This window comes from Microbacterium neungamense, assembly GCF_024971095.1.
Taxonomy (GTDB): domain Bacteria; phylum Actinomycetota; class Actinomycetes; order Actinomycetales; family Microbacteriaceae; genus Microbacterium; species Microbacterium neungamense.
Map to the genome: position 1 here is coordinate 2,164,269 of NZ_CP069717.1, position 21,550 is coordinate 2,185,818.

Here is a 21,550-nt window from a genome sequence, read left to right on the forward strand (position 1 = left end):
GCGTCGTCAGGCGAGCGCGTCGACGAGGGGGCGGAACTTCACCCGGGTCTCGAGCAGCTCCGCCTCGGGGTCGCTCCCGGCGACGATCCCGGCGCCCGCGTAGGCGGTCACCGGGAGGGTCTCGGGTCCCGCGCCAGCGGATGCCGCGGCATCGCCGAACTGCGCGCACCGCAGCGCGATCGCCCACTCCCCGTTGCCGGCCGCGTCCACCCAGCCGACCGGCCCCGCGTAGCGGCCGCGATCGAAGGGCTCCAGCCGCCGGATCGCGGCGAGCGCGGCATCCGTCGGCGTACCCGCCACCGCGGCGGTCGGATGCAGCGCGCCGACGAGATCGAGCGCGGAGGCGCCGTCGGACAGCTCGCCCTCCACGTCGGTGGCGAGGTGGAAGAGGTTGGGCAGCTTGAGGGTGAACGGCTGGTCGCTCGCGGCGAGCGCCCGTGTGTGCGGACGGAGCGCCGCGAGCACGCTTTGCACGGCGTACTCGTGCTCGTCGAGGTCCTTCACGCTGGAGGCGAGGGCGGCGGATGCCTCGGTGTCGCCATCGGCGTCGGCGCCGCGGGCGGCGGTGCCGGCGAGCACGCGCGCGGTGACGGTGCGGTCCTGCACGGTGACGAGGGTCTCCGGGCTGGCGCCGATGAGGCCGTCGACGGCGAAGGTCCACGTGTCGGGGTATCCGGTGGCGAGGGCGCGCACCAGGCGGCGCAGGTCGGCATCCGATGGCACGGTGCCGGTGAGGTCGCGGGCCAGGACCACCTTGCTGTACTCGCCCGCGGCGATCTCGACGAGCGCGCGGCGGACGGCATCCTGGTACCCCTGCGGCGTCAGCGCCCCGGGACCGACGCGGCCGGCCCAGTGCGGGCCGTACGGACGCGGGGCGGCGGGCGCCCCGGCATCCGTCGCCTCGTCCGCGGGGCGGATGCGGGTGAGCCAGGTGCGCCCGCGGTGCCGGCCGATGATCGTGGACGGGACGAGCAGGATGCTGTCGGCCGCCGAGTCCTCGTCGAAGGTGAGCGCGCCGAAGGCGACCAGTCCCGTGCCGGGGAGGCGCACCTCGTCGTCGATCTCGGCCGAGCCGGCGAGATCGCGCCACGCCTCGGCGAGGGCGCGCGAACGCGGGCGGTCGGTGCCGGCCGGGACGCGGATGGCGGCGGCGGTCCCGTTCGATGCGGACACGATGCCGTCGCCGCGACGCAGCCAGGCCAGCGGATGCCGCGGGGAGGTGTGCGCCAGCAGGTCCTCGACGGGGTCGATCTCGCGGGTCCGCGCGATCAGGCGGGGGCTGGTCACACCTCCAGCCTATCGAGGCGGAGGTCGGCGAGCCGGTCCAGCCAGTGGTCGCCGGTGGCGTCGTCGAAGGGCGGATGCTGCGCCCGCACCTCCCGTTCGAGCTGGAGCGCCAGCGCCTCCAGACGCCGAACGACATCGGCGGGATAGCCGTAGCGGACGCGGTGCTCCTCCCACTCGTCGCGGTCGTCGACCCAGGTGCCGCGGTCGCCGACCACCCGGACGACGTCGAGGTCCATGTCGATGCCAGTGGCGAGCACGGGGAGGTCGCGGTCCGTCGCTCCGGCGTCGGGGGCTACGGCGTCTGGGGCTCCGGCGGCATCCGTACCCTCCCAGCGGACGTCCCAGCCGATGTCGATGTAGATCCGGGTGCCGCGGGGATGGTCGCGGGTCACCGTGAGAGCGAAGTCGGCGCCCCCGGCATCCGGAGTCCGCGGGATGAGCGTGACGTTCGGGCCCTGCGCCGTGAACGTCGCACCGGGACGCGCGCTGCGCCAGCCGATCGGCTGCCCGACCCAGTCGCCCCAGTCGTCGGCGCCGAGGTACACGCACTCGCCGCGCCAGTGCGGCGAGCCGTCCCACTTGCGCCACTGGAAGACCATCGGGGTTCCGGGGGCGGGGCGCGCGTGGTTCACGGGGCGAGTCTACGGGGGCGACCGGAGGCGGGCCCCGCGTGGGCGGGCTTCGAGCAGGGGCGGGTGCGCGTTGCCGCGGACATGTGCGCCTGCCGCGGACGGATTCCGGATTCCGGGCCGCGGGAACTGCACATCTCCGCGCGAAGCGCACGGCCCGGGGCGTGCCGACCGGCACGGGTGCGGCGACGCGGCCCCGCCTAGACTCGGAGCATGACCTCCCGCGAGCCCAATCGCGCCGATCTCGGCAAGGATCCGTCCCGCGTCAGCGGCATGTTCGACCAGGTGGCGCCCGGGTACGACCGCACGAACACGGCGATGACGCTCGGCAACGACGCGTTGTGGCGTGCGGCGACCACGCGGGCCGTGGCGCCGCGCCGGGGCGAGCGCATCCTGGATCTCGCGGCGGGCACGGCATCCTCCTCCGCCTCCCTCGCCCGCAGCGGCGCCGAGGTGGTCGCCGCCGACTTCTCCCCCGGGATGCTGGCCGAGGGCCGCCGGCGGCACGGGCACCTCCCCAACCTGACGTTCGTCGAGGCGGATGCCATGAACCTGCCCTTCGCGGACGGCGAGTTCGACGCGGTCACGATGTCGTACGGGCTGCGCAACGTCCAGGATCCGAAGAAGGCGCTGCGGGAGCTGTACCGGGTCACCAAACCCGGCGGGCGGATGGTCATCAACGAGTTCTCCACGCCGCCGGGTGCGCTGTTCCGGGCGTTCTTCCGGTTCTACAACGGCCAGGTGCTGCCGCGGATCGCGCGCGTGGCCGGGACGAACGGCGAGGCGTACGACTACCTGAACGAGTCGATCCGGGACTGGCCCGACCAGCGCACCCTCGCCGCCTGGATCCGGGAGGCCGGCTGGATCGACGTCGCCTACCGCAACCTGAGCTTCGGGATCGTCGCCCTGCACCGCGCCCGCAAGCCCCGCTGACCGCCCCTCAGCGCCCCGCCCCTGAGCGCCCCGCCCCTGAGCGTCTATTTGTGCCGTTCTGCTGCTTCCGAGGCCGGGAAGCAGCAGAACGGCACAAACAGACGGGTGGAGACGCGGGGCCCGGGCCCCCGCGGGGCGGGGTCAGCTGGCGGCGAGGCGCTTCTTCTCGGCCTCGACGTCGAAGTCGGCGGCGGGCCACTGCGGGTCGATGTCCTCCAGCGCGGCGATGAGCAGCTCCTGCACCGCCAGGCGCGCGTACCACTTGTGATCGGCCGGCACGACATACCACGGCGCGGTCTCGGATGCCGTGCGATCGAACACCGTCTGATACGCGGCCATGTAGTCGTCCCACCGCATCCGCTCGTCCACGTCGCCCGGGTTGTACTTCCAGTGCTTGTCCGGGCGCTCGAGCCGCTCCATCAGCCGCGCCTTCTGCTCGTCGCGCGAGATGTGCAGCATGACCTTCACGATGCGGGTGCCGGATGCCGCGATGCGCTGCTCGAACTCGGCGATCGCACCGTAGCGGCGCTCGATCTCGGCGGCGTCCGCGAGCCCGCGCACCCGGACGATCAGGACGTCCTCGTAATGGGAGCGGTCGAACACGCCGATCATCCCCGGCTCGGGGAGGCGCTTCTCGACGCGCCAGAGGAAGTCGTGCGCGCGCTCGTCCTCGGTCGGCGCCTTGAACGCGGCCAGAGCGACGCCCTGCGGGTCGACGCCGCCCATCACGTGACGCAGGATGCCGCCCTTGCCGGCGGTGTCCATGGCCTGCAGCACGAGCAGCACGGCGTCGCGCGCCTCCCCGCCCCGGCTGGCCGCGTAGAGCCGCTCCTGCAGTTCGCTGAGGACGTCGCCGCGCAGAGCGAGGTCCTTCTTGCCCGCCGCCTTGCCGCGGTCGTAGCCGGGCGTCGCCGCGGGATCGACATCGTCCAGCCGGAAGCCGTCACCGACCCGGAGCAGCTCCCCGGTCGGCCATCGCTGCGTCGTCATGTGCCCATCATCCACGACGCGGCGGCAGCGCGCCTCCGCCGATTCGGATCGATGCGGGGACGGATGCTGGGACGGATGCGGCGGGCGGATGCGGCGATGTCCGAGACCCCCGTCACACTGGGGACATGGACATCGTTCTCGTCGTCATCGCCATCGTCGCCGCCGCGCTCGCCGGCGCGCTGGGCTTCGTGCTCGGCCGTCAGCGCGGGCAGGCCTCCGGCACGGCCGAGCAGGCCGAGCTGGTCGCGGCGCGCCTGCAGATCGACGGCCTCCGCCGGGACGTGGAGGCGGCGCGCGCCGAGACCTCGGGGCGCGTGGAGGAGGAGCGCCGCCTGGGCGCGCAGCGCGTGGCGGAGGCGCGGGAGCTCGCCGAGGCGGCGCTGGCCGAGGTCCGGCGGGATGCGGCGCAGCGGATGCAGGACGAGCGCGCCGCCCACGAGCGCCGCCTCGCCGAGGTCCGCGCCGAGGCGGAGAAGGACGTGCTTGAGGAGCGCCGGCGCGCCGAGCAGCGGATCGAGGAGCTGCGCGCGGACACCAAGCGGCTCGCGGACGAGTTCGAGGCGCTCAGCAAGCGGGCGCTGGATGCCAATGCGAAGACGTTCCTGGCGCAGGCGGAGGAGCGGCTCAAGCGCAGCCAGAGCGAGGGCGCCGCAGAGCTGCGGCGTCGGCAGGAGGCGGTGGAGAAGCTCATCGAGCCGATCCAGAAGACGCTCGACACCGTCAAGAGCGAGATGACCTCGGCCGAGAAGGCCCGCGCGGAGGCGAACGCCGCCCTCACCGAGCAGCTGCAGTTCATGCGGCAGTCTTCCGAGGCGCTCGGTTCGGAGACCCGCAACCTCGTGAACGCCCTCCGGGCCCCGCAGGTGCGCGGCCGATGGGGCGAGCTGCAGCTGCGCCGCGTGGTCGAGGCGGCCGGGATGCTGAACCACGTCGATTTCGCCGAGCAGGAGCACCACCGCACCGACGAGGGTGCGCTGCGCCCCGACCTCGTGATCCACCTCGCCGGCGACAAGCGCGTCGTGGTGGATTCGAAGGTCGCCTTCAACGGATACCTGGAGGCGATGGAGGCGACCGACGAGACCGTGCGGATGCAGCGGCTGCAGGCGCACGCCCGTCACCTGAAGAAGCACATCGATGACCTCGGCACCAAGGAGTACTGGGACGCCGTGGCCGGCTCGCCCGAGTTCGTCGTGATGTTCGTGCCGGCCGAGCCGTTCCTCACCGCGGCGCTCGACCAGGACGCCACCCTCTACGAGTACGCGTTCGAGCGCAATGTCGTGATCGCGACCCCGTCGACGCTGGTGGCGCTGCTGCGCACCGTCGGCCACGCCTGGCGGCAGGAGCAGCTGGCGCAGGAGGCGCACCAGATCTTCACGGTCGGCAAGGAACTGCACAAGCGGCTGGGGACGCTCGGTCAGCACCTGGCGACGCTCGGTAAGCGGCTGAACTCCACCGTGGAGGCGTACAACAGGTTCGCCGGCTCCCTCGACCGCAACGTCGTCACCCAGGCGCGCCGGTTCAGCGCCCTGCAGGGTCTGGAGGATGTGCTCACCGAGACCGACCCGATCGAGACGCTCGCGATCGCGCCGCAGAAGGCCGACCTCTACCTCACCGAAGGCCGGGAGAAGCTCACGGCGGAGACGGAGGGCCTCGCGACGGAGACCGAGTCCCTCGAGGCGCCGGTCCGGTACGCGAGCGCGGACATCAAGGAGATCACCGAGCGGCTGCGGTGACGACGGACCGACGCCCGGCTACCGGGGCAGCGGCACTTCGATGATCTGCGTGCCACCGGTCGGGGTCGTCAGGGCCTGGTCCAGGGCGGATCGCGTGGTCACCCGGACGTACTCCCAGCCGTACGCGGCGGCCAGCTCCTCCAGGCGGACGGTCTGCGGCGTGTAGAAGACCCGGTCCAGGTCCTCCGCGGCGGCGGATCCGGCGACCTCGAGCCCGTCGAAGATCGTGCCGCCGCCGTCGTTGCCGACGATCAGCTGCAGCCGGGGACGCGGTTCGTCGGCGGGCAGCATCAGGGCGCCCACGTCGTGCAGGAACGCGAGGTCGCCGAGCAGCACGCGGGTGACGCCCGGCGCTCCGCCGGCCTGGCTGGCGACGGCGATGCCGGTCGCCGTCGCGATCGTCCCGTCGATGCCGGCGAGCCCGCGGTTGGCGTGCACCGGCACCTTCTTCCCGCCGAGCACCTGGTCCGCCACCCGCACCAGGCGGGAGGAGCCGAACACCAGCCGGTCATGCGGCCAGGTCGCACGCCACACCGCATCCGCCACGAGCTCCCGGTCGAGAGGACGGCGCACCACGTCGAGTTCGGCGCGCACCGCGTCCAGGCGGGCCGCGCGGTCCTCGGAGGACAGCCCCTCCTGATCCGGTGCGGGCGGGCTGAGGTCGACGGATGCCGCGGCGGATGCGGCCATCCACGCTCCGAGCCACTCCCGGTCGGTCTCCCCCGGCGCGACCGTGACCGCCTGGACAGCCGTCGTGCGGCCGTTCAGGTTCAGTGCCTCCCCGCCCGAGCGGACGGCGACGACGTCCACGTCGCGCCGTGCGAGCAGGGCGGCGACCTCCCGGCTGAGCGTCGGATGCCCGAGCACCACCGCGCGCTCGATCCGTCCGCCGAGCTGCTCGTCGCGCAGCAGCATCCGATAGCCGTGCACGAGCAGCCGGCCGAACCGCGCGCCGCTGACGATCTCGGCGATCAGCGGCCAGCCGCCGGCGAAGGCGATCGCCTCGGCATCCGGCCCGGCATCCGCCCCCGCGATCACCACGGTCCGCGGGCCGCGCTCCAGCGTCGTGGGCGCCGGCTCCGGGCGCCGCGGCGCCTCACCGGACGCGACCGAGACCTCCACCGGGCCGGACAGCGGCTCCCGGCACGGGAGGTTCAGGTGCACGGGCCCCGCCACGCCCGCGATGCCCTGCCCCTCGTTCCCGACCGCGGCGGCCACCGCACGCGCCCCGAGCCCGCGCCACGAGCCGTCCCCCGGTACCGGCGCGTCATGCCCCCAGCGGACGAACGAGGCGAACAGGCCCGGCTGCACGGTCGCCTGGTTGGCGCCGACGCCGCGCAGCTCCGGGGGGCGGTCCGCGGTGAGCAGCAGCAGCGGGACGCCGGCGTGGAACGCCTCCATGGCGGCGGGGAGGAGGTTGCCGGCGGCGGTCCCCGAAGTGCACATGACGGCCACCGGAACCCGCGTCTCCCGGGCGATGCCCAGGGCGGTGAACCCGGCGACCCGTTCGTCGACGCGCACGTGCACGCGCAGCGCACCGGCACGGCTCAGCGCCGTCGCGGCGAGGGCGAGCGCCTGCGACCGGGATCCGGGCGCGATCACCACGTCCCGCACGCCGTGCGCCACGAGCTCGGCGAGGAGGGCGACGGCCTCCGCGCTCGCGGGGGAATCCGTCACGAGCGAGGGTCCGGGCCGTCGGACTCGTCCTCGAGGCGGGCGAGCTCCTCCTCCAGGCGCCGGATGCGCTCGTCCTGCTCCGTGCGGTTGAGGCCGCGGAGGAACTCCGGGTCGTCATCCGGCGCGATCAGCGGAGAGCCTCCGCCGTCCGCGCGCCGGCGACCGAGCGCGAACCACAGGATGCCGCCAAGCACCGGGATCAGCACCACGATGGCCACCCAGACGCCCTTCGAGACGCCGCGGTGCCGCGCCGCCGGCTGCACAGCGCAGTCGACGATGCTGAAGATCCAGAACGCGGCGGCCAGGAACCCGCCGACGATCAGCACTCGGGCCATGCTTCCAGTCTAGATCCGCGTGCGGGCGCGGGATCCGCGGGACCGCGCCCGGGTGTCCTTGTGGGCTCCTCTGGTCTCGCGTCCGAATGCGTGATCAGAACGGGATGCCGCGGGGCGGTATCGGATCGCACCTTTACGCTGAACGCATGCCGGAGTTCAGCGACTACGTCGTCTACGTCGACGAGAGTGGCGACCATGGCCTGGAGCAGATCAACCCGGACTACCCGGTGTTCGTACTCGCGTTCTGCATCTTCCATGTGCCGACATACGTCGGCCAGATCGTGCCGGAAGTACAACGTCTGAAGTTCAGGTACTTCGGCCACGACATGGTGATCCTTCATGAGATGGATATCCGCAAGGCCAGACCTCCTTTCCATATCCTCAGGGACCCAGGGGTTCGCGCCGCCTTCATGTCCGACCTCAACGCCCTGCTCACCCAGTCGCCGTTCATCGTGACGGCGAGTGTGATTCTGAAGGAGCCCTACAAAGCCAGGCGAGGTGTCGCGAACAACCCGTATCACGTCGCTCTCGAGTTCGGGCTTGAGCGCGTCTTCATGGAACTGCAGAGCCGCGGACAACGCGGAAGGGTGACGCGGGTGATCTTCGAGAGCCGTGGACGGAAAGAGGATGACGAGCTTGAGCTCGAATTCCGAAGGTTGATGGCTCGAACGCAGATGCAGGGCATGGCGCAGAGCCTCGACTTCCTCTGCGTGAGCAAGCAATCGAACAGCTCCGGCTTGCAAGTGGCGGATATGGTCGCGCGCCCGGTCGGGCTCCATGTCCTTCGACCGGATCAGCCCAACCGTGCGTGGGACATCATCGAACCGAAGCTGCGTCGATCAGCGTCCGGAAGCATCAACGGGTACGGACTGAAGATCCACTCATAAAGCGAAAGGCCCCCGGGTTACCGGAGGCCAGGCGCCGATCGGGAATGCCCAATCCACTTGCTGTAACACTACGCGACGGCCGGCTGTTCCACCACATGCCCTCGTGTCAGGGTGCCTGCCCACCTTACGCCGTACGTCAGACACGGCCCGGATTGATGTGCCGCGGCGCCGCCCGGCCGCCGCCCTTCCACGCGACGTGAGGGCGGGAGTCTTCGACGCGACGGCGGGAGTCGAACCCGCTGCACCATCAGGTATGAGCTGTGGCCCGGGACCACCCGGATCGCCGCGATGCACCGACGCTACCTCGGACCTCCCCCATCGGCGCCCGCAGGTTGCCGGAGATGACGAACCGCGACGCCGGATGACAGCGCCGGGCATGCCGCCTCGAGTGCCGGCACCCAGCGGAGCCCTAACCGGCCGAACCTAGACTTGCAGGGTGAAGAACCTCCTCCTCTACACGGTGCTGCGACTGCTGGCCTTCCTCGTCCCGCTCGCCATCCTGTGGTTCTTCTTCCCGATCTTCCGCGAGTACTGGTGGCTCGCGGCGCTGTTCGCCGCGCTGATCGGGATGAGCATCTCGCTGCTGTTCCTGCGCGCCCCGCTCTCCAACGCCTCCCGCGACCTGCACGCCCGGCGCGCCGCCCGCCGTGAGCGGCTCACGGACGAGGACGTCGAGGACGGCGGCACCACGAGCGCCTGAGCGGCGGCATCCGCCTCGAGGCTCGCGGCCGCGCGACACCGCGACGCCGGCCCCGAACTGGGCGCACCGCGACGAACGCCTGCCCCGGCCGTCAGAACGTCTCGACCGCGAGCAGGATGTCGTCGTGCGTCTTCGCGAAGCGCAGCGACGCCGTGTCCTCAGCGGCGCGGATCTCCGCGGCGATGTCGGCCAGCCGCCCGGCGACGGCGAGGGCGCCGAACCGTTCGATGGGATGCGCGTCCAGCAGCTGGAACCCACGCGTGCCTCCGTCGGAGGCCGCGACGATCGCCGCCAGCTCGTCCACCCGGCTCCGCCCGGTGAGCGCGTGCCCGGCCGCACGCGGATCGGTGTGGCAGCACCAGAACCCGCCGTCGCGGTTGCGCGTCTCGTCGAGTGCGGCGAGCCGCGCCGCGGCGACCTCCTCCTCGGCCGGCTCCCCGCCTGCCGCTCCCTCTCGGAGCAGTTCGGATGCCCGCCGCTCGACCGCCGCGTCGATCCGGTCGTCCGTGACCTCGCGCACCGCGCCGTCGCGGCCGACGAGCACGATCGACGCGTCGCAGAGCACCAGGTGCTCCACCTCCTCGTCGTCGATCCGCCAGGCGGCCACGGTCGCACTCGGCGATCCGGCCCCGAGATCGCACGTGTGCGCGTGCGACGCCCTGACCCGCTCGATCGCCGCAGCGAGCGCCGCCGGCATCGCGACGGCGCGGTTCTCCAACCCCTCCCGGAACGCCTCGGCCAGACACCGCGCGTACCAGGCGACCGCGTGCCGGCATCCGCTCCGCATCGACGTCGGCAGGCCGGCCCCGTCCACCACGACCGCGATGCCGTCGCCCACGGCGAGCGCGTCCTCACTCTCCCGCCCGGCGACGGCGGGCAGGGAGTAGGACGAGAACATCAGCCGACCAGCGCCCAGTACACGAAACCGGCGTAGCCGAGCGCGGTCAGCGAGGTGAGGCCCAGCGCGATCACCAGCTCACGCGGCTGCCGATACGTCCACACGATGAGGATCGCCGGCAGCCCCGCCAGGAGCGCCAGCGGCGCCAGCCACGCGATCGGGTACAGCACGGCGATCCACGCGGCCAGCCCGAACGGGATGAGCACGAAGAGCGTGAACAGCACCTGCGTGGCCCGCCGGCCGATCAGCACCGTGAGCGTGCGCTTGCCCGCCGCGCGGTCCTGGTCGATGTCGCGCAGGTTGTTCGCCAGCAGGACCGCGCACGCGAACAGACCGGCCGACACCGCGCCGAGCCACGCCTCCAGCGGCAGCTGGAACGCCTGCACCCAGGTGGTGCCGAGCGTGGCGACGAGCCCGAAGAACACGAAGACGAACACCTCGCCCAGCGCGTTGTAGCCGTACGGCCGCTTCCCCCCGGTGTAGAACCACGCCGCCACGATGCAGGCGGCCCCCACGGCCAGCATCCACCACTGCTGTGTGCGGATCACGATCGCAAGACCCGCCACGGCGGCGAGCGCGAAGAACACGAGGGCGACGACGAGGACCCGCTTCGCCGGCACCCGGCCGGATGCGGTCAGCCGCGCCGGCCCGACACGGTGCGCATCGGTGCCGCGGATGCCGTCGCTGTAGTCGTTCGCGAAGTTGACGCCGATCTGCAGCAGCACCGACACCGCCAGGCACGCCAGCGCGATCACCCAGTGCAGTTCCCGGTCGGCGACCTGCGCGGCTCCGCTGCCGAGGACGACGGGTGCGACGGCGAGCGGAAGGGTGCGCAGCCGCGCCGCGCCGATCCAGTCCCTCGCGGTGACCGGGTCCACGGTCGCGGCCGGGCGCTTCGCGGGGTTGCCCACCGGCCGCCGGCGGGCGGCGCTCCGCGGAGCCTGTCGCTTCGACTTCTTCTGCTTCGAGGTTCCTGCCACGCAGGCATCCTAGCGAGGCCGCCCATGCGCGGCCGCCGGGTGCCGAGGCGCGGATCCGGCCCGCGCGTCACCCCGCGAGTCGGCCGCCCGGGTTCACTCGGCCGTGACGATCGGCCGGTGCTCGTAGAACGTCTGCAGCACGACCGTCGTGCGGGTGCTCACGTTCGCGGCCAGGCGGATGTCGCGGACCAGCTGCTCCAGCGCGCGGGGCGAGGAGACGCGGACGAACAGCATGTAGCTCGCGTCGCCGGCGATGGAGTGGCACGCCTCGATGGCGGTCAGGTGCTCCAGGAGTTCTGGGGCGTTGTCCGGCTGGGCCGGATCGAGCGGGGTGATCTCGATGAACGCCGACAGCGGCGCGCCCACCTGCTCGGGGTCCAGCACGGCCCGATACCCGGTGATGACGCCGCGGGTCTCCAGTCTCCGCAGCCGCGACTGCACCGCGGAGGTCGACAGCCCGACCGCTTCGGACAGCTGCCCGAGGGTGGCACGGCCGTCGCGGGAGATCGCGGCGAGGATGGCCCGGTCGACAGAATCGTCCATACGTGGAATAATACCTGTCAGAACCGGTATTCGCCGGAAATATTCCGCTCTACCTCACGATTGGAGGTTCCGATGTCCACTCTTTCCGCCCACAGCACCGCTGTTCAGGCCATCATCGGCGAACCCGAGGTCGTCGAGGATGCCCGCACCGCCGAGACCAGCGAGGCCTGGAAGCTGCTCAAGGAGGCGGCGATCGCCATCCGCCCGCTGCAGATCAAGGACGGTTCGATCCCGGAGACCGCCGACCACGACGCCGCGCGTCAGCACGTCGCCGCGATCATCGCCGGCATCCGCGCCCTCACCCCGGCGTTCCCGCACGACGCGGAGTACCTCGAGGCGGTCGTCAAGGACTTCCAGCGCTGGGCCGACGAGGGCTTCGGCGTGCCGGACTTCTACGACTCGCTCGTGGCTTTCCAGCCGCAGCAGCACCGCGTCGACGGCATCCGCCACCTCGTCGTGTTCCCGATGTACACCCAGAACGGCTCCAGCGACCGCCTCGTCGAGGCGCTGATCGTCGAGACCATCTGGCCGGAGTTCATCGGCGAGCTCGAGGCGGGCGACTACGGCAACAAGCTGTTCGTCTCCCTGCGCCTGGTGGACTTCACGCCCGGCTACGACACCAACTCGGCCGTGCTGTTCCCCGAGACCGTCGCGATGCGCGAGATCCCGGCCTTCACCTGGGGCGCGATCTTCCAGGACCGCGAGGCGGCCCGCTACCGCCGCGTCGTCCGCGCGGCATCCGAGATCACCAAGCTCGACCTCCCCGAGGACGCGGCGCGGATGCTCGACGACCAGTCGCTCACGGAGAAGACCTTCGTGATGTGGGACATCATCCACGACCGTACCCACATGCGCGGCGACCTGCCCTTCGACCCGTTCATGATCAAGCAGCGGATGCCGTTCTTCCTGTACTCGCTGGAGGAGCTGCGCTGCGACCTGACCGCGTTCCGCGAGTCGGTGAAGATCCAGCGGGCCCTGAAGGCGCGGGTGGCCGAGGGTGAGGAGCTGCCGGCCGCCGAGCAGGAGATGCTCCAGCACGCCGGACTCGTGCAGTACGCGGTGATCTTCGACCGGATCTTCCGGTTCGCGATCACCGGCTCGCGGGTGCGCAACTACGACGGGCTCGGCGGCCAGCTGCTGTTCGCGTGGCTGCACCAGCGCGGCGTGCTGCACTGGACCGACACCCAGCTCGCCTTCGACTGGGAGGGCGTGCCGGACGCGGTCGTCGCGCTCGGCGACGCCATCGACGAGCTCTACTGGCGCTCGATCGACCGTCCCAAGACCGCGCACTGGCTGGCGGCGTACGAGCTGATCCGCAGCGTGCTCACCCCGCACCCGGCATCCGTCTGGGCTCGCGGTCTGAGCGACGAGATCCTCGCCGGCCCGCCGAAGGGCTACACCGACGCCGTGCTGGACGACGAGTTCCCGCTGTCGATGTTCTTCGAGGCCCTCGACAAGAAGATGAAGCCGGTCATCGAGTCGACCGTCGGCATCCGCGGAACCGACGACTGACGACCGGAGCGTCCCGCCGAGCGCGTCCCGATCCGTCGGCCACTCCTCGCGAGGGGTCCAGCGGATCGGGACGCGATTCGCCGTTCGGGACCGAGCAGAGCCGGCCGTCTCCGGCCGGACAGGAGAGGATGCTGCCATGAACGCTGCACGCACGGTGGTGCTGGCCGGCGCGACGAGCGCCGCGGGCCTGGCCGTCACACGATCCCTCGTCGCCGCAGGCGCGCGGGTCGTCGCGACGGGTCGCTCGACCGAGCGGCTGGCGCCCCTGGCGGATGCCGGCGCGCAGGTCGAGGTGGCCGACGCGACGTCCCGCGCCGAGATGTCGGCGCTGGCCGAGCGCCTCGGCGCGGTGGACGGCGTCGTCCCGCTCGTCGGCGGCTGGCGCGGGGGCGGCGGCCTGGCCGGGCAGAGCGACGAGGACTTCGACGCGCTGCTGCCGGCGTTCCAGGCGGTGCGCGCGACCAGCCGCGCCTTCGATGCGGCGCTGCGCGCGTCGGAGGCCGGACGCTTCGCGATCGTCTCCTCGACGACGGTCGAGCGCCCCCTCGCCGGCGGCGCGAACTACACCGCGCTGAAGGCGGCGAGCGAGGCGTGGACCCGCGCCATCGCGCAGGGCTTCGCCAAGGCGGCGCGGGATGCCGCGGAGCCGCTGCGCGCCGCCGCCGTGGCGTTCCGCGTCAAGGCCCTCGATCCGGAGGTGCTGGCCGGCGCCGTCGCCGGCCTGTGGGACACGGATGCCGCCGAGCTGAACGACCGGGCGATCACCCTCTGATCACACCGGTCGCGTGCGGCGTCACGAGCGCCCCGGGTCGCTGCCGTCATCGTCCTCGGGGGAGTCCGCGTGGTGCGGCTCCACGAACCCGCCGCGCGCGGTCACCGGGTCGGGGATGCCATCGGCCGCGTGCTGCTCGGTGGCGGCGGGCGCCCCGGCATCCGTCCCCTCCTCGCCCTCCGGCGCGGGTTCGGGCGCACGGGCGTACAGGTCGCTGAGCTTGCGGTACGAGCGGGTGAAGAAGGCCAGCACCGCGGCGACGACGATCACGATCCCGGCGAAGAAGCAGATCAGCGCGATGCCGCGGGTGTCGCCGCCGCCGAGCAGCCAGCCCCACTGCCGCTGGCCCTCCTCGCCTCGCATGTACGGGATGATCAGGAACTCGGCGATCGGGGCGATCAGGAACGCGGTGATCGGGGCTGCCGCGGCCTCCATCGCGGCCGCGACGCCGAACACCCGGCCCTGGCGCTCGTACGGCACCACCCGCTGGATGATCGTCTGCTCGGCGGCTTCGGCCGGCGGGATGAGCGTCATGTAGGCCCACATCCCGATCACGAACAGCGGCCAGGACTCGCGGATCATGAAGATCGTGCCGACGACCCCCATCGCGATCACGACGAGCAGGAGCGTGCGCACCGGGCGCGAGCCGAGACCGAACTTGGCCACCAGCGCCCCGCCGATCAGGAACCCGGTGGAGGAGAACGCCAGCGCGAAGCCCCACATCTGCGCCGAGAACAGGGTGAGGCCGTACGGGTCCATCAGCGCCATGTAGACGCCGCCGATGAGGTTGTTGAACGTGGAGAAGATGATCAGCGCGAACAGCCCGGGGGCCATCCGGATGGCGCGCACGCTGCCGTGGAAGTCGAGCGCGCTGGGAGCGTTCGGGTCGGGCTGCGGCGCGTCCTCCGGGATGCGGATGAACAGCAGGTGCGCGAAGGTGAGGCCCATCGCGGCGACCGCGATCACCAGCGTCCAGCCCATGCCGAGGAAGCCGATCGACAGGCCGGAGAAGACGCTGGTCACCAGGAACGCGATGCCCTGCACGGTGCCGACGAGGCCGTTGGCGTTCGCGCGGCGCTCCTCAGGGATGAGCAGCGTCACCGTCGTGGACAGGGCGATGTTCCGTAGCTGCTCGATCACCCCGCCGAAGAGGATGACCCCGGAGAACAGCCAGAACCAGGGGCCGCTGAGATCGAGCAGCGCGGCCTCCGGATGCCACAGGTAGAGCCCGCCCGCGATCGCGAAGGCCCCCGCCGAGACCAGGCTGGAGATCAGCATGACGGTGTGCTTGCGGTTGCGGTCGACGATGGTGCCGAACACCATCGCGAAGAACGCGACGAACAGCATGTAGGCGCCGCCGATGATGCCGGTGGCGAGCACCGACTGCGTCTCGATGTACACCCAGAACGTCAGCGCGAACCAGAGGAAGCTCGTCGTCACGTTGGCGATGAGCGTGTTCACCAGCACGTTCGCGAACGCCCTGGTCGCGCGCGCATCTCCGGGGGCCGCGGGCGCGGTGCCGCCGGCGGAGTCTGAACCCGTCTCGGTCACGGGTCCGAGCGTAATCACCGCCTCCGACATCCGACAGGGGAGGCGGTGGATTTCCGGTGCGGAGCCGGTGGATTTCCGGTGCGGCGGCGGCGATTCCGCCCTCCTCGGAGGCAATAGGCTTGTGCGGTGAGCGTTCTGCATGACACGGCCGTCCGCGGCTTCGCATCCGACAACTACTCCGGCATCCACCCCGAGGTCCTCGCCGCCATCGCGGCGGCGAACGGCGGGCATCAGGTCGCGTACGGCGAGGACGCCTACACCGCGCGGCTGCAGGAGGTCTTCCAGCAGCACTTCGGCGAGGGGGTGCAGGCGTTCCCGGTCTTCAACGGCACCGGCGCGAACGTCGTCGGCCTGCAGTCGATGCTCCCCCGCTGGGGCGCCGTGATCGCGGCATCCACCGCGCACATCAACGTCGACGAGGGCGGCGCGCCGGAGCGCATGGGCGGCATGAAGCTGCTCACGGTGCCGACCGAGGACGGCAAGCTGACCCCCGAGCTCGTCGACCGCGAGGCGTGGGGCTGGGGCGACGAGCACCGCGCGCAGCCGCTGGTGGTCTCGATCACGCAGTCGACCGAGCTCGGCACGCTGTACACCGTCGACGAGATCCGCGCCCTCGCGGACCACGCGCACGAGCGGGGCATGCGCCTGCACATGGACGGCTCCCGGCTGTCCAACGCGGCGGCATCGCTGGACCTGCCGCTGCGCGCGTTCACCCGCGACGCCGGCGTGGACGTGCTCAGCTTCGGCGGCACGAAGAACGGCGCGATGCTCGGCGAGGCGATCGTGGTGCTGAACCCGGATGCCTCGGAGGGCCTGCTCTACGCGCGGAAGTACTCGATGCAGCTGGCGTCGAAGATGCGCTTCGTCTCGGCGCAGCTGATCGCGCTGCTCGAGGGCGACCTCTGGCTGCGCAACGCCCGGCACGCCAACGGCATGGCGCAGCGGCTGCGCTCGTCCATCGAGAAGGGCCTCGCCGACGGCAGCATCCGCGGCGTCGCGTTCACCCAGCCCACGCAGTCGAACGGCGTCTTCGCGACCCTGCCCGACGGCGTCGCCGACCGCCTGCGCGAGTCGTTCCGCTTCTACGACTGGGACGCCGCACGCAACGAGGTGCGCTGGATGTGCTCCTTCGACACGACCGAGGAGGACGTGGACGCCTTCGTCGCCGAGCTGGGGCGCCTCACGACCGCCTGAGCGGGCCCGCCGTCAGCGCAGCAGCCCCAGGTGCGCGAGCGCCTGGCGGATGAGGGTGCCGCGGCCGCCCTCCATCTCGGCGGCCAGACCGTCGGATGCCGCCTCCTCGGGCGAGAACCAGGTCACCTCGAGGGCGTCCTGTCGGGGCTCGCAGGTCCCGGTGACCGGGACCACGTACGCCAGCGACACCGCGTGCTGCCGGTCGTCGTGGAAGGCGCTGACACCCGGGATCGGGAAGTACTCGGCCACCGCGAACGGCGCCGGCTGCGGCGGCAGCAGCGGGAAGGCCATCGGGCCGAGGTCGTTCTCCACGTGGCGGAAGAGAGCGTCCCGGATGGTCTCTCCGTAGCGGACGCGGCCGGAGACGATGGTGCGGGTGATCTCGCCGAGCGGGGTGGAACGCAGCAGCACCCCGATCTCGGTCACCTGACCGGAGCCGTCGGTGCGCACCGGGATGCCCTCGACGTACAGCATCGGCAGCCGGCGCCGCGCCTCCTCCAGCTCGATGTCGCTCAGCCATGCCGGATTGGCCTGGCTCGGCGGCACCTCTTCGAACCCGAAGTCGCCGTCGGGATCCGGGTCGGGTGTGCGCACCGTCATGCCTCCTTTCTACCAGCGACGTCGGCGGCGGATGTCAGGATGGGTGTGTGCGCCTCTCGATCGACTCCACCGCGACCCTGTGGTCCACCGGCGAGCGCGGCGGGATGCCGCTGCTGGTCCTGCTGCACGGCTACGGCGCGGACGAGCACGATCTGTTCGGTCTCGTCCCGTACCTGCCCGACGGCATCGCCGTGGCGGCGGTCGCCGCCCCGCTCACTCCCCCGTGGCCGATGCCGGGCCGCTCCTGGTACCCGATCGACGACCTGAGGTCGCGGGATGCCGGCGCGATCACGGTCGCGGCGGAGTCGCTGCTGGAATGGCTGGACGCGGAGGCCGGCGACGCGGCATCCGTCGCCCTCCTCGGCTTCTCGCAGGGCGCCGCGGTGTCGCTGCAGGCGCTGCGGCTGGCCCCGGAGCGGTTCGGCGCGATCATCGCGCTGAGCGGATACGCCGCGCCGGGCGAGCTGCCGAACGACCCGCTGCTGCGCGAGCGACGGCCCCCGGTGTTCTGGGGCCGCGGCACGCACGACGACGTGATCCCGCCGCACCTCATCGACCACACCGCGCAGTGGCTGCCGGATCACTCCGAGCTCTCCGGCCGGGTGTACCAGGGCCTGACCCACAGCATCTCCGAGCAGGAGCTCGCCGACGTGCGCACCTTCGTCACGAGGTGGCGCGACGGCGTGGCATCCGCCGCCGGCTGAGGCTCGGCGTCAGCGCATGACCCCCGGCACGTCGACGTCCACCCACACCAGCCGGTGGTCGCTCGACGGGAACGGGTACGAGCCGGTGAGCCGGGACAGCGGATCGTCGGATGCCGGCCAGAACACGCCCGCGTCGAGGATCTTCAGCGGGCGGCTGGGCAGGACGTAGTCGACGCGGAGGTTCCCCGGCGGCTCGGCGAAGTCGGCGGTGTCCTCGGCCGGATCCCCGGTGTGCTCGAGGTTCACGCCGCCCTGCCGCTGCGCGGCCTCGGCACCGCCGGGACTCGTCGGCACCGACCCGGTGTTCACGCGGGGGTGGCCGAGGAGCTGGTCGATCGCCCCGTCGGTGGAGTCGCCGTCGTGCGGGTCGGCGTTCTGGTCGCCGGCGATCACGAACAGCGATCCGCCCTTCAGGCCGCCCGACCGGCCGGCGTCGTCGACGATGTAGGACGCCGCGTCGCCGCCGGTGATGTAATCGGCCCAGAACCGGATCTCGTCGTGATTGCGCCGGCCGTTGCGGTCCTCGGCGCCGTCGAACGTCGGCGGGGTCGGATGCGAGACGAGGAAGTGCAGGGTCTTGTTCTTCGCCACCCGGATCGGCACGTCCCAGTGCGACTTGCTCGACAGCGGGAAGCGGGCCAGCTCCTCCGGCGAGTACCAGTCCGCCGGCTCCGGTGTGGCCGGATCGTCCGGCAGCAGGGCATCCGGCATGTCGGCCCAGCGGAAGCGCTGGAAGGTGCGGATCGCCTCCTCGTCGATGGGCAGCTTCGAGTAGACGGCCATGCCGTACTGACCGGGGAAGAGCCCGAATCCCCACGTGTCGTCGCCGCCGCCGACGGTGCCGTCGTTGCTGAGGTCGAAGCCGCTGGGCACGCCGGTGTTCACCGGCGCCGCGTAGCGGTACGGGTACTCCACCGGCGCGGCGTCGCCGTGCGGCACGGCGAGGTAGTTGTCGTGGAACAGCCGCAGCGCCTCGCCCTCGGCGTCGTAGTCGAACTCGTTGATCAGCAGCACGTCCGGGTCCACCCGCTGGATGATCTCGGCGACCGCATCCGCCTGCGCGTTCCCGGGCGCGGACAGGTCGCGCACCAGCGCACCCTCGGCGCCGCGGTTCAGCGAGGCGTTGAACGTGGCGAATCGCACGTCCTTCACGCTAGCCGCGTTCGCACTCGACGTCGCCTCTCCCCGCGCACCCGCCGACACGGATGCCGGGGCTGCCGCGGCCGGCGCGGCCAGGGCTGTGGCGGCGAGCGCGAGGACGGCGGCGATGCCGGTCGTGCGGATGCGGCGGCGCAGTGAGGTCATGGCGTCACGATAACCCCGGCCGGTGACACCGGGGCGACCTGCGGGTGAACGATCCGGCGCGACGGCGGGATGCGGTCGGGAATGTTCTCGGCCGCGAACGGTTGCGACCAGGCGAACCCCGAAGGTAGAGTCTTCGGGTCCTGTCCGCCGTGTCTGGAAGTCCATTGATCTGAATCGTCGTCTCCGCGTCCTGTCCACGCGCTGATCCGACGATCCTTCCTGCCATCGGCATCCGGTCTTCCCACGCTTCTGCGTGACGTGACCGTCGGCGTCGGCGCACCCGCACACCCGGGAGCCGCTCATGTCAACACCCGCTCTCACCGCATCCGTCACCCTCGACCGGGTGACGTTCGCCTGGCCCGACGGCAGCACCGCACTGGACGCCGTCTCCGGCTCGTTCGGATCCGGCCGCACCGGACTGGTCGGCCGCAACGGGTCCGGCAAGTCCACGCTGCTGCGGCTCGTCGCCGGCGAGCTGGTCCCGAGCTCGGGACACGTCTCGCGCACCGGCGACGTCGCGTACCTGCCGCAGCGCCTCACCCTCGACACGGATGCCCGCGTCGCGGAGCTGCTCGGCGTCGCCGAACCGCTCGACGCCGTGCGGGCGATCGCCGCGGGCGACGTCGATCCCGCGCGCTTCGACGCGGTCGGCGACGACTGGGACGTCGAGGCGCGCGCCGAGGCCGCGCTGGCCGAGGCGGGCCTCGACCCCGCGTTCCTCGATCGCACGGTGGGCGCGCTGTCGGGAGGCGAGGCCGTGCTGGCCGCGATCGCCGGCATCCGCCTGCGCCGGGCGCCGATCACGCTGCTCGACGAGCCGACGAACAACCTCGACCGCGTCGCCCGCGCGCGCCTGTACGACCTGGTGCGCGCGTGGAAGGGCACGCTCATCGTGGTCAGCCATGACGTCGCGCTGCTCGACCTGATGGACGACACCGCCGAGCTGTACGGGCACGAGCTGAGCGTGTTCGGCGGCCCGTACACCGAGTGGCGCGCCTGGCTGGACGCCGAGCAGCAGGCCGCCCGGCAGGCCGAGCGCGAGGCCGCACAGGTGCTGAAGAAGGAGAAGCGCCAGCGGATCGAGGCCGAGACCAAGCTCGCGCATCGGGCGCGGTTCGCGAAGAAGGCCTACGAGAACAAGCGCGAGCCGAAGATCGTGATGAACGGCCGGAGGATGGCCGCGCAGGTCTCGGCCGGACGGCTGCGCACCGAGGTCGCGGAGAAGGAGGATGCCGCACGGCAGGCCCTCGACCAGGCCGGCCGCCGCGTGCGCGACGACGACACCATGAAGATCGAGCTGCCGGCTCCCGGGGTGTCGCGGTCGCGCCGGATCGCGACGGTCGGCGACGGCGAACGGTCCTGGACGATCCAGGGTCCGGAGCGGGTCGCGCTCATCGGCCGCAACGGGGTCGGCAAGACCACGCTGCTGCGCCGACTGGTGGCGGATGCCTCCGTCACGGAATCAGGACGGATGCAGGATTGCAGGACGGATGCCGCGGATCCGTCCTGCGAAACGGCGTTCGTCCTGAATTCCTCACTCCGGGCGGAGGCGCACACGGACCGGATCGGGTACCTGCCGCAGCGGGTGGACGGCCTGGACGAGGCGGCGTCGGTCGTCGCGAACATCGCCGCCGTCGCCCCGCACGTGCCGGAGAAGGAGCTGCGCAACCGGCTCGCCCGGTTCCTCCTCCGCGGCGCCGCGATGGACCGGCCGGTCGGGGCGCTCTCCGGCGGCGAGCGGTTCCGCGTCGCCCTGGCGCGGCTGCTGCTCGCCGATCCGGCCCCGCACCTCGTCGTGTTCGACGAGCCGACGAACAACCTCGACCTGGACACGGTCGACCGGTTCGTGGAGGCGCTGCGCGCCTATCGCGGAGCCGTGCTCGTCGTCAGCCACGACGACGCGTTCCTCGCGCGGCTGGATCTCGATCTGGTGCTCGAGCTGGACGCCGACGGGAGGATCGCGGAGGTCGACTGAGCCCCGGCCGCGACGACCGCACCGTGCCGTGCGTGCGGTGCGGTCGTCGGCGGCGGTCCGCACTCCGGATGCCGGGACCTCTCCGGATGCCGGAACGCGGTTGCCGCGGCGCGTCGCCGGGGAGAGGATGGGCTCATGAGCCAGCTCGTCCGTCCTCGTCAGGGCCGCATGATCGCCGGTGTGTGCCGGGCCGTCGCGAACCGGTTCGGATGGAGCACGACGCTCGTGCGCATCCTCACCGTGCTCGCCGTCGTGTTCGCCGGGCTCTCGATCTGGGTCTACCTCGTGCTCTGGATCCTCATCCCGAACGAGCCGTGACCCTCCCGGCCCCGATGTCGGTGGCAC

General features: G+C 71.9%; 21 protein-coding genes. 10 read left to right on the top strand and 11 right to left on the bottom strand.

The annotated features are described in order from the left end of the window. Positions 1–6: 6 nt before the first annotated feature. A complete protein-coding gene (locus JSY13_RS10590) occupies positions 7–1,287 on the bottom strand; it encodes an isochorismate synthase (protein ID WP_259606629.1) in 1,281 nt (426 codons plus the stop codon). After that, on the bottom strand, positions 1,284–1,919 hold the full coding sequence (locus JSY13_RS10595; protein WP_259606630.1) for a DUF402 domain-containing protein: 636 nt from the start codon (positions 1,917–1,919) through the stop codon (positions 1,284–1,286). Before JSY13_RS10595 ends, JSY13_RS10590 begins: the two co-directional genes overlap by 4 nt. 210 nt (positions 1,920–2,129) lie before the next feature. Here JSY13_RS10595 and ubiE point away from each other — a divergent pair, with 210 nt between their 5' ends. Further along, the gene (gene ubiE, locus JSY13_RS10600; RefSeq protein ID WP_259606631.1) at positions 2,130–2,849 is read left to right on the top strand and encodes a bifunctional demethylmenaquinone methyltransferase/2-methoxy-6-polyprenyl-1,4-benzoquinol methylase UbiE; all 720 of its coding nucleotides are present in this window, start codon (positions 2,130–2,132) and stop codon (positions 2,847–2,849) included. Positions 2,850–2,990: 141 nt separating this feature from the next. On the opposite strand, the gene JSY13_RS10605 is transcribed toward ubiE, so the two are convergent. After that, complete coding sequence (locus JSY13_RS10605; RefSeq protein WP_259606632.1) at positions 2,991–3,839, bottom strand: polyphosphate kinase 2 family protein; 849 nt, start codon at positions 3,837–3,839, stop codon at positions 2,991–2,993. Positions 3,840–3,964: 125 nt separating this feature from the next. Between JSY13_RS10605 and JSY13_RS10610 the strand changes: the two genes are divergently transcribed. After that, positions 3,965–5,572 carry a DNA recombination protein RmuC gene (locus JSY13_RS10610; RefSeq protein WP_259606633.1) on the top strand — a complete coding sequence of 536 codons (1,608 nt, stop codon included), beginning with the start codon at positions 3,965–3,967 and terminating at the stop codon, positions 5,570–5,572. Positions 5,573–5,590: 18 nt separating this feature from the next. Here JSY13_RS10610 and menD read toward each other — a convergent pair whose 3' ends face one another. After that, positions 5,591–7,249, bottom strand: a complete 1,659-nt coding sequence (gene menD / locus JSY13_RS10615) for a 2-succinyl-5-enolpyruvyl-6-hydroxy-3-cyclohexene-1-carboxylic-acid synthase (protein ID WP_259606634.1) — start codon at positions 7,247–7,249, stop codon at positions 5,591–5,593. Further along, positions 7,246–7,584 (bottom strand): PLD nuclease N-terminal domain-containing protein, encoded by a 339-nt coding sequence (locus tag JSY13_RS10620; protein ID WP_259606635.1) that lies wholly within the window; start codon positions 7,582–7,584, stop codon positions 7,246–7,248. The genes menD and JSY13_RS10620 overlap by 4 nt, the downstream gene beginning before the upstream one ends. A gap of 146 nt (positions 7,585–7,730) precedes the next feature. Between JSY13_RS10620 and JSY13_RS10625 the strand changes: the two genes are divergently transcribed. Together JSY13_RS10625 and JSY13_RS10630 are read left to right on the top strand one after the other, a co-directional pair. Next, the gene (locus JSY13_RS10625; protein WP_259606636.1) at positions 7,731–8,471 is read left to right on the top strand and encodes a DUF3800 domain-containing protein; all 741 of its coding nucleotides are present in this window, start codon (positions 7,731–7,733) and stop codon (positions 8,469–8,471) included. A gap of 436 nt (positions 8,472–8,907) precedes the next feature. After that, positions 8,908–9,171 carry a DUF4229 domain-containing protein gene (locus JSY13_RS10630; RefSeq protein WP_259606637.1) on the top strand — a complete coding sequence of 88 codons (264 nt, stop codon included), beginning with the start codon at positions 8,908–8,910 and terminating at the stop codon, positions 9,169–9,171. A gap of 91 nt (positions 9,172–9,262) precedes the next feature. Here JSY13_RS10630 and JSY13_RS10635 read toward each other — a convergent pair whose 3' ends face one another. The 3 genes from JSY13_RS10635 to JSY13_RS10645 all read right to left on the bottom strand — a co-directional run bounded on the left by JSY13_RS10635 (position 9,263) and on the right by JSY13_RS10645 (position 11,592). Beyond that, positions 9,263–10,069, bottom strand: coding sequence for a protein phosphatase 2C domain-containing protein (locus tag JSY13_RS10635; RefSeq protein ID WP_259606638.1), 807 nt, complete (start codon positions 10,067–10,069; stop codon positions 9,263–9,265). Further along, a complete protein-coding gene (locus JSY13_RS10640) occupies positions 10,069–11,049 on the bottom strand; it encodes a 1,4-dihydroxy-2-naphthoate polyprenyltransferase (protein ID WP_259606639.1) in 981 nt (326 codons plus the stop codon). Before JSY13_RS10640 ends, JSY13_RS10635 begins: the two co-directional genes overlap by 1 nt. Before the next feature lie 93 nt (positions 11,050–11,142). Then, complete coding sequence (locus tag JSY13_RS10645) at positions 11,143–11,592, bottom strand: Lrp/AsnC family transcriptional regulator (protein ID WP_259606640.1); 450 nt, start codon at positions 11,590–11,592, stop codon at positions 11,143–11,145. 72 nt (positions 11,593–11,664) lie between these two features. Here JSY13_RS10645 and JSY13_RS10650 point away from each other — a divergent pair, with 72 nt between their 5' ends. Both JSY13_RS10650 and JSY13_RS10655 read left to right on the top strand, forming a co-directional pair. Continuing rightward, complete coding sequence (locus tag JSY13_RS10650; protein WP_259606641.1) at positions 11,665–13,104, top strand: DUF6421 family protein; 1,440 nt, start codon at positions 11,665–11,667, stop codon at positions 13,102–13,104. A gap of 136 nt (positions 13,105–13,240) precedes the next feature. Continuing rightward, positions 13,241–13,876: an SDR family oxidoreductase gene (locus JSY13_RS10655; RefSeq protein ID WP_259606642.1), complete on the top strand. Its 636-nt coding sequence runs from the start codon at positions 13,241–13,243 to the stop codon at positions 13,874–13,876. Between the two features lie 21 nt (positions 13,877–13,897). Here the strand turns inward: JSY13_RS10655 and JSY13_RS10660 are convergent, their stop codons facing one another. After that, on the bottom strand, positions 13,898–15,427 hold the full coding sequence (locus JSY13_RS10660) for an MFS transporter (protein WP_432806410.1): 1,530 nt from the start codon (positions 15,425–15,427) through the stop codon (positions 13,898–13,900). A gap of 126 nt (positions 15,428–15,553) precedes the next feature. Between JSY13_RS10660 and JSY13_RS10665 the strand changes: the two genes are divergently transcribed. Then, complete coding sequence (locus JSY13_RS10665) at positions 15,554–16,621, top strand: threonine aldolase family protein (protein ID WP_259606643.1); 1,068 nt, start codon at positions 15,554–15,556, stop codon at positions 16,619–16,621. 12 nt (positions 16,622–16,633) lie between these two features. Here JSY13_RS10665 and JSY13_RS10670 read toward each other — a convergent pair whose 3' ends face one another. Next, complete coding sequence (locus JSY13_RS10670; RefSeq protein ID WP_259606644.1) at positions 16,634–17,221, bottom strand: NUDIX hydrolase family protein; 588 nt, start codon at positions 17,219–17,221, stop codon at positions 16,634–16,636. 104 nt (positions 17,222–17,325) lie between these two features. Here JSY13_RS10670 and JSY13_RS10675 point away from each other — a divergent pair, with 104 nt between their 5' ends. Next, complete coding sequence (locus tag JSY13_RS10675) at positions 17,326–17,925, top strand: alpha/beta hydrolase (protein WP_259608202.1); 600 nt, start codon at positions 17,326–17,328, stop codon at positions 17,923–17,925. Between the two features lie 9 nt (positions 17,926–17,934). Here the strand turns inward: JSY13_RS10675 and JSY13_RS10680 are convergent, their stop codons facing one another. Continuing rightward, a complete protein-coding gene (locus JSY13_RS10680) occupies positions 17,935–19,230 on the bottom strand; it encodes an endonuclease/exonuclease/phosphatase family protein (protein WP_259606645.1) in 1,296 nt (431 codons plus the stop codon). 301 nt (positions 19,231–19,531) lie between these two features. Here JSY13_RS10680 and JSY13_RS10685 point away from each other — a divergent pair, with 301 nt between their 5' ends. Together JSY13_RS10685 and JSY13_RS10690 are read left to right on the top strand one after the other, a co-directional pair. Beyond that, on the top strand, positions 19,532–21,205 hold the full coding sequence (locus tag JSY13_RS10685; protein WP_259606646.1) for an ABC-F family ATP-binding cassette domain-containing protein: 1,674 nt from the start codon (positions 19,532–19,534) through the stop codon (positions 21,203–21,205). A 135-nt stretch (positions 21,206–21,340) separates the two neighbouring features. After that, a complete protein-coding gene (locus JSY13_RS10690) occupies positions 21,341–21,523 on the top strand; it encodes a PspC domain-containing protein (RefSeq protein WP_259606647.1) in 183 nt (60 codons plus the stop codon). Positions 21,524–21,550: the final 27 nt, after the last annotated feature.

Excerpts from the sequence above, each read along its gene's own strand:
- JSY13_RS10650 (WP_259606641.1), top strand. The coding sequence starts at position 11,665 with ATGTCCACTCTTTCCGCCCACAGCACCGCTGTTCAGGCCATCATCGGC.
- ubiE (WP_259606631.1), top strand. The coding sequence starts at position 2,130 with ATGACCTCCCGCGAGCCCAATCGCGCCGATCTCGGCAAGGATCCGTCC.
- JSY13_RS10605 (WP_259606632.1), bottom strand. The coding sequence starts at position 3,839 with ATGACGACGCAGCGATGGCCGACCGGGGAGCTGCTCCGGGTCGGTGAC.
- JSY13_RS10655 (WP_259606642.1), top strand. The coding sequence starts at position 13,241 with ATGAACGCTGCACGCACGGTGGTGCTGGCCGGCGCGACGAGCGCCGCG.
- JSY13_RS10625 (WP_259606636.1), top strand. The coding sequence starts at position 7,731 with ATGCCGGAGTTCAGCGACTACGTCGTCTACGTCGACGAGAGTGGCGAC.
- JSY13_RS10690 (WP_259606647.1), top strand. The coding sequence starts at position 21,341 with ATGAGCCAGCTCGTCCGTCCTCGTCAGGGCCGCATGATCGCCGGTGTG.
- JSY13_RS10645 (WP_259606640.1), bottom strand. The coding sequence starts at position 11,592 with ATGGACGATTCTGTCGACCGGGCCATCCTCGCCGCGATCTCCCGCGAC.
- JSY13_RS10610 (WP_259606633.1), top strand. The coding sequence starts at position 3,965 with ATGGACATCGTTCTCGTCGTCATCGCCATCGTCGCCGCCGCGCTCGCC.
- JSY13_RS10620 (WP_259606635.1), bottom strand. The coding sequence starts at position 7,584 with ATGGCCCGAGTGCTGATCGTCGGCGGGTTCCTGGCCGCCGCGTTCTGG.
- JSY13_RS10680 (WP_259606645.1), bottom strand. The coding sequence starts at position 19,230 with ATGACCTCACTGCGCCGCCGCATCCGCACGACCGGCATCGCCGCCGTC.
- JSY13_RS10685 (WP_259606646.1), top strand. The coding sequence starts at position 19,532 with ATGTCAACACCCGCTCTCACCGCATCCGTCACCCTCGACCGGGTGACG.
- JSY13_RS10675 (WP_259608202.1), top strand. The coding sequence starts at position 17,326 with ATGCCGCTGCTGGTCCTGCTGCACGGCTACGGCGCGGACGAGCACGAT.
- JSY13_RS10670 (WP_259606644.1), bottom strand. The coding sequence starts at position 17,221 with ATGACGGTGCGCACACCCGACCCGGATCCCGACGGCGACTTCGGGTTC.
- JSY13_RS10635 (WP_259606638.1), bottom strand. The coding sequence starts at position 10,069 with ATGTTCTCGTCCTACTCCCTGCCCGCCGTCGCCGGGCGGGAGAGTGAG.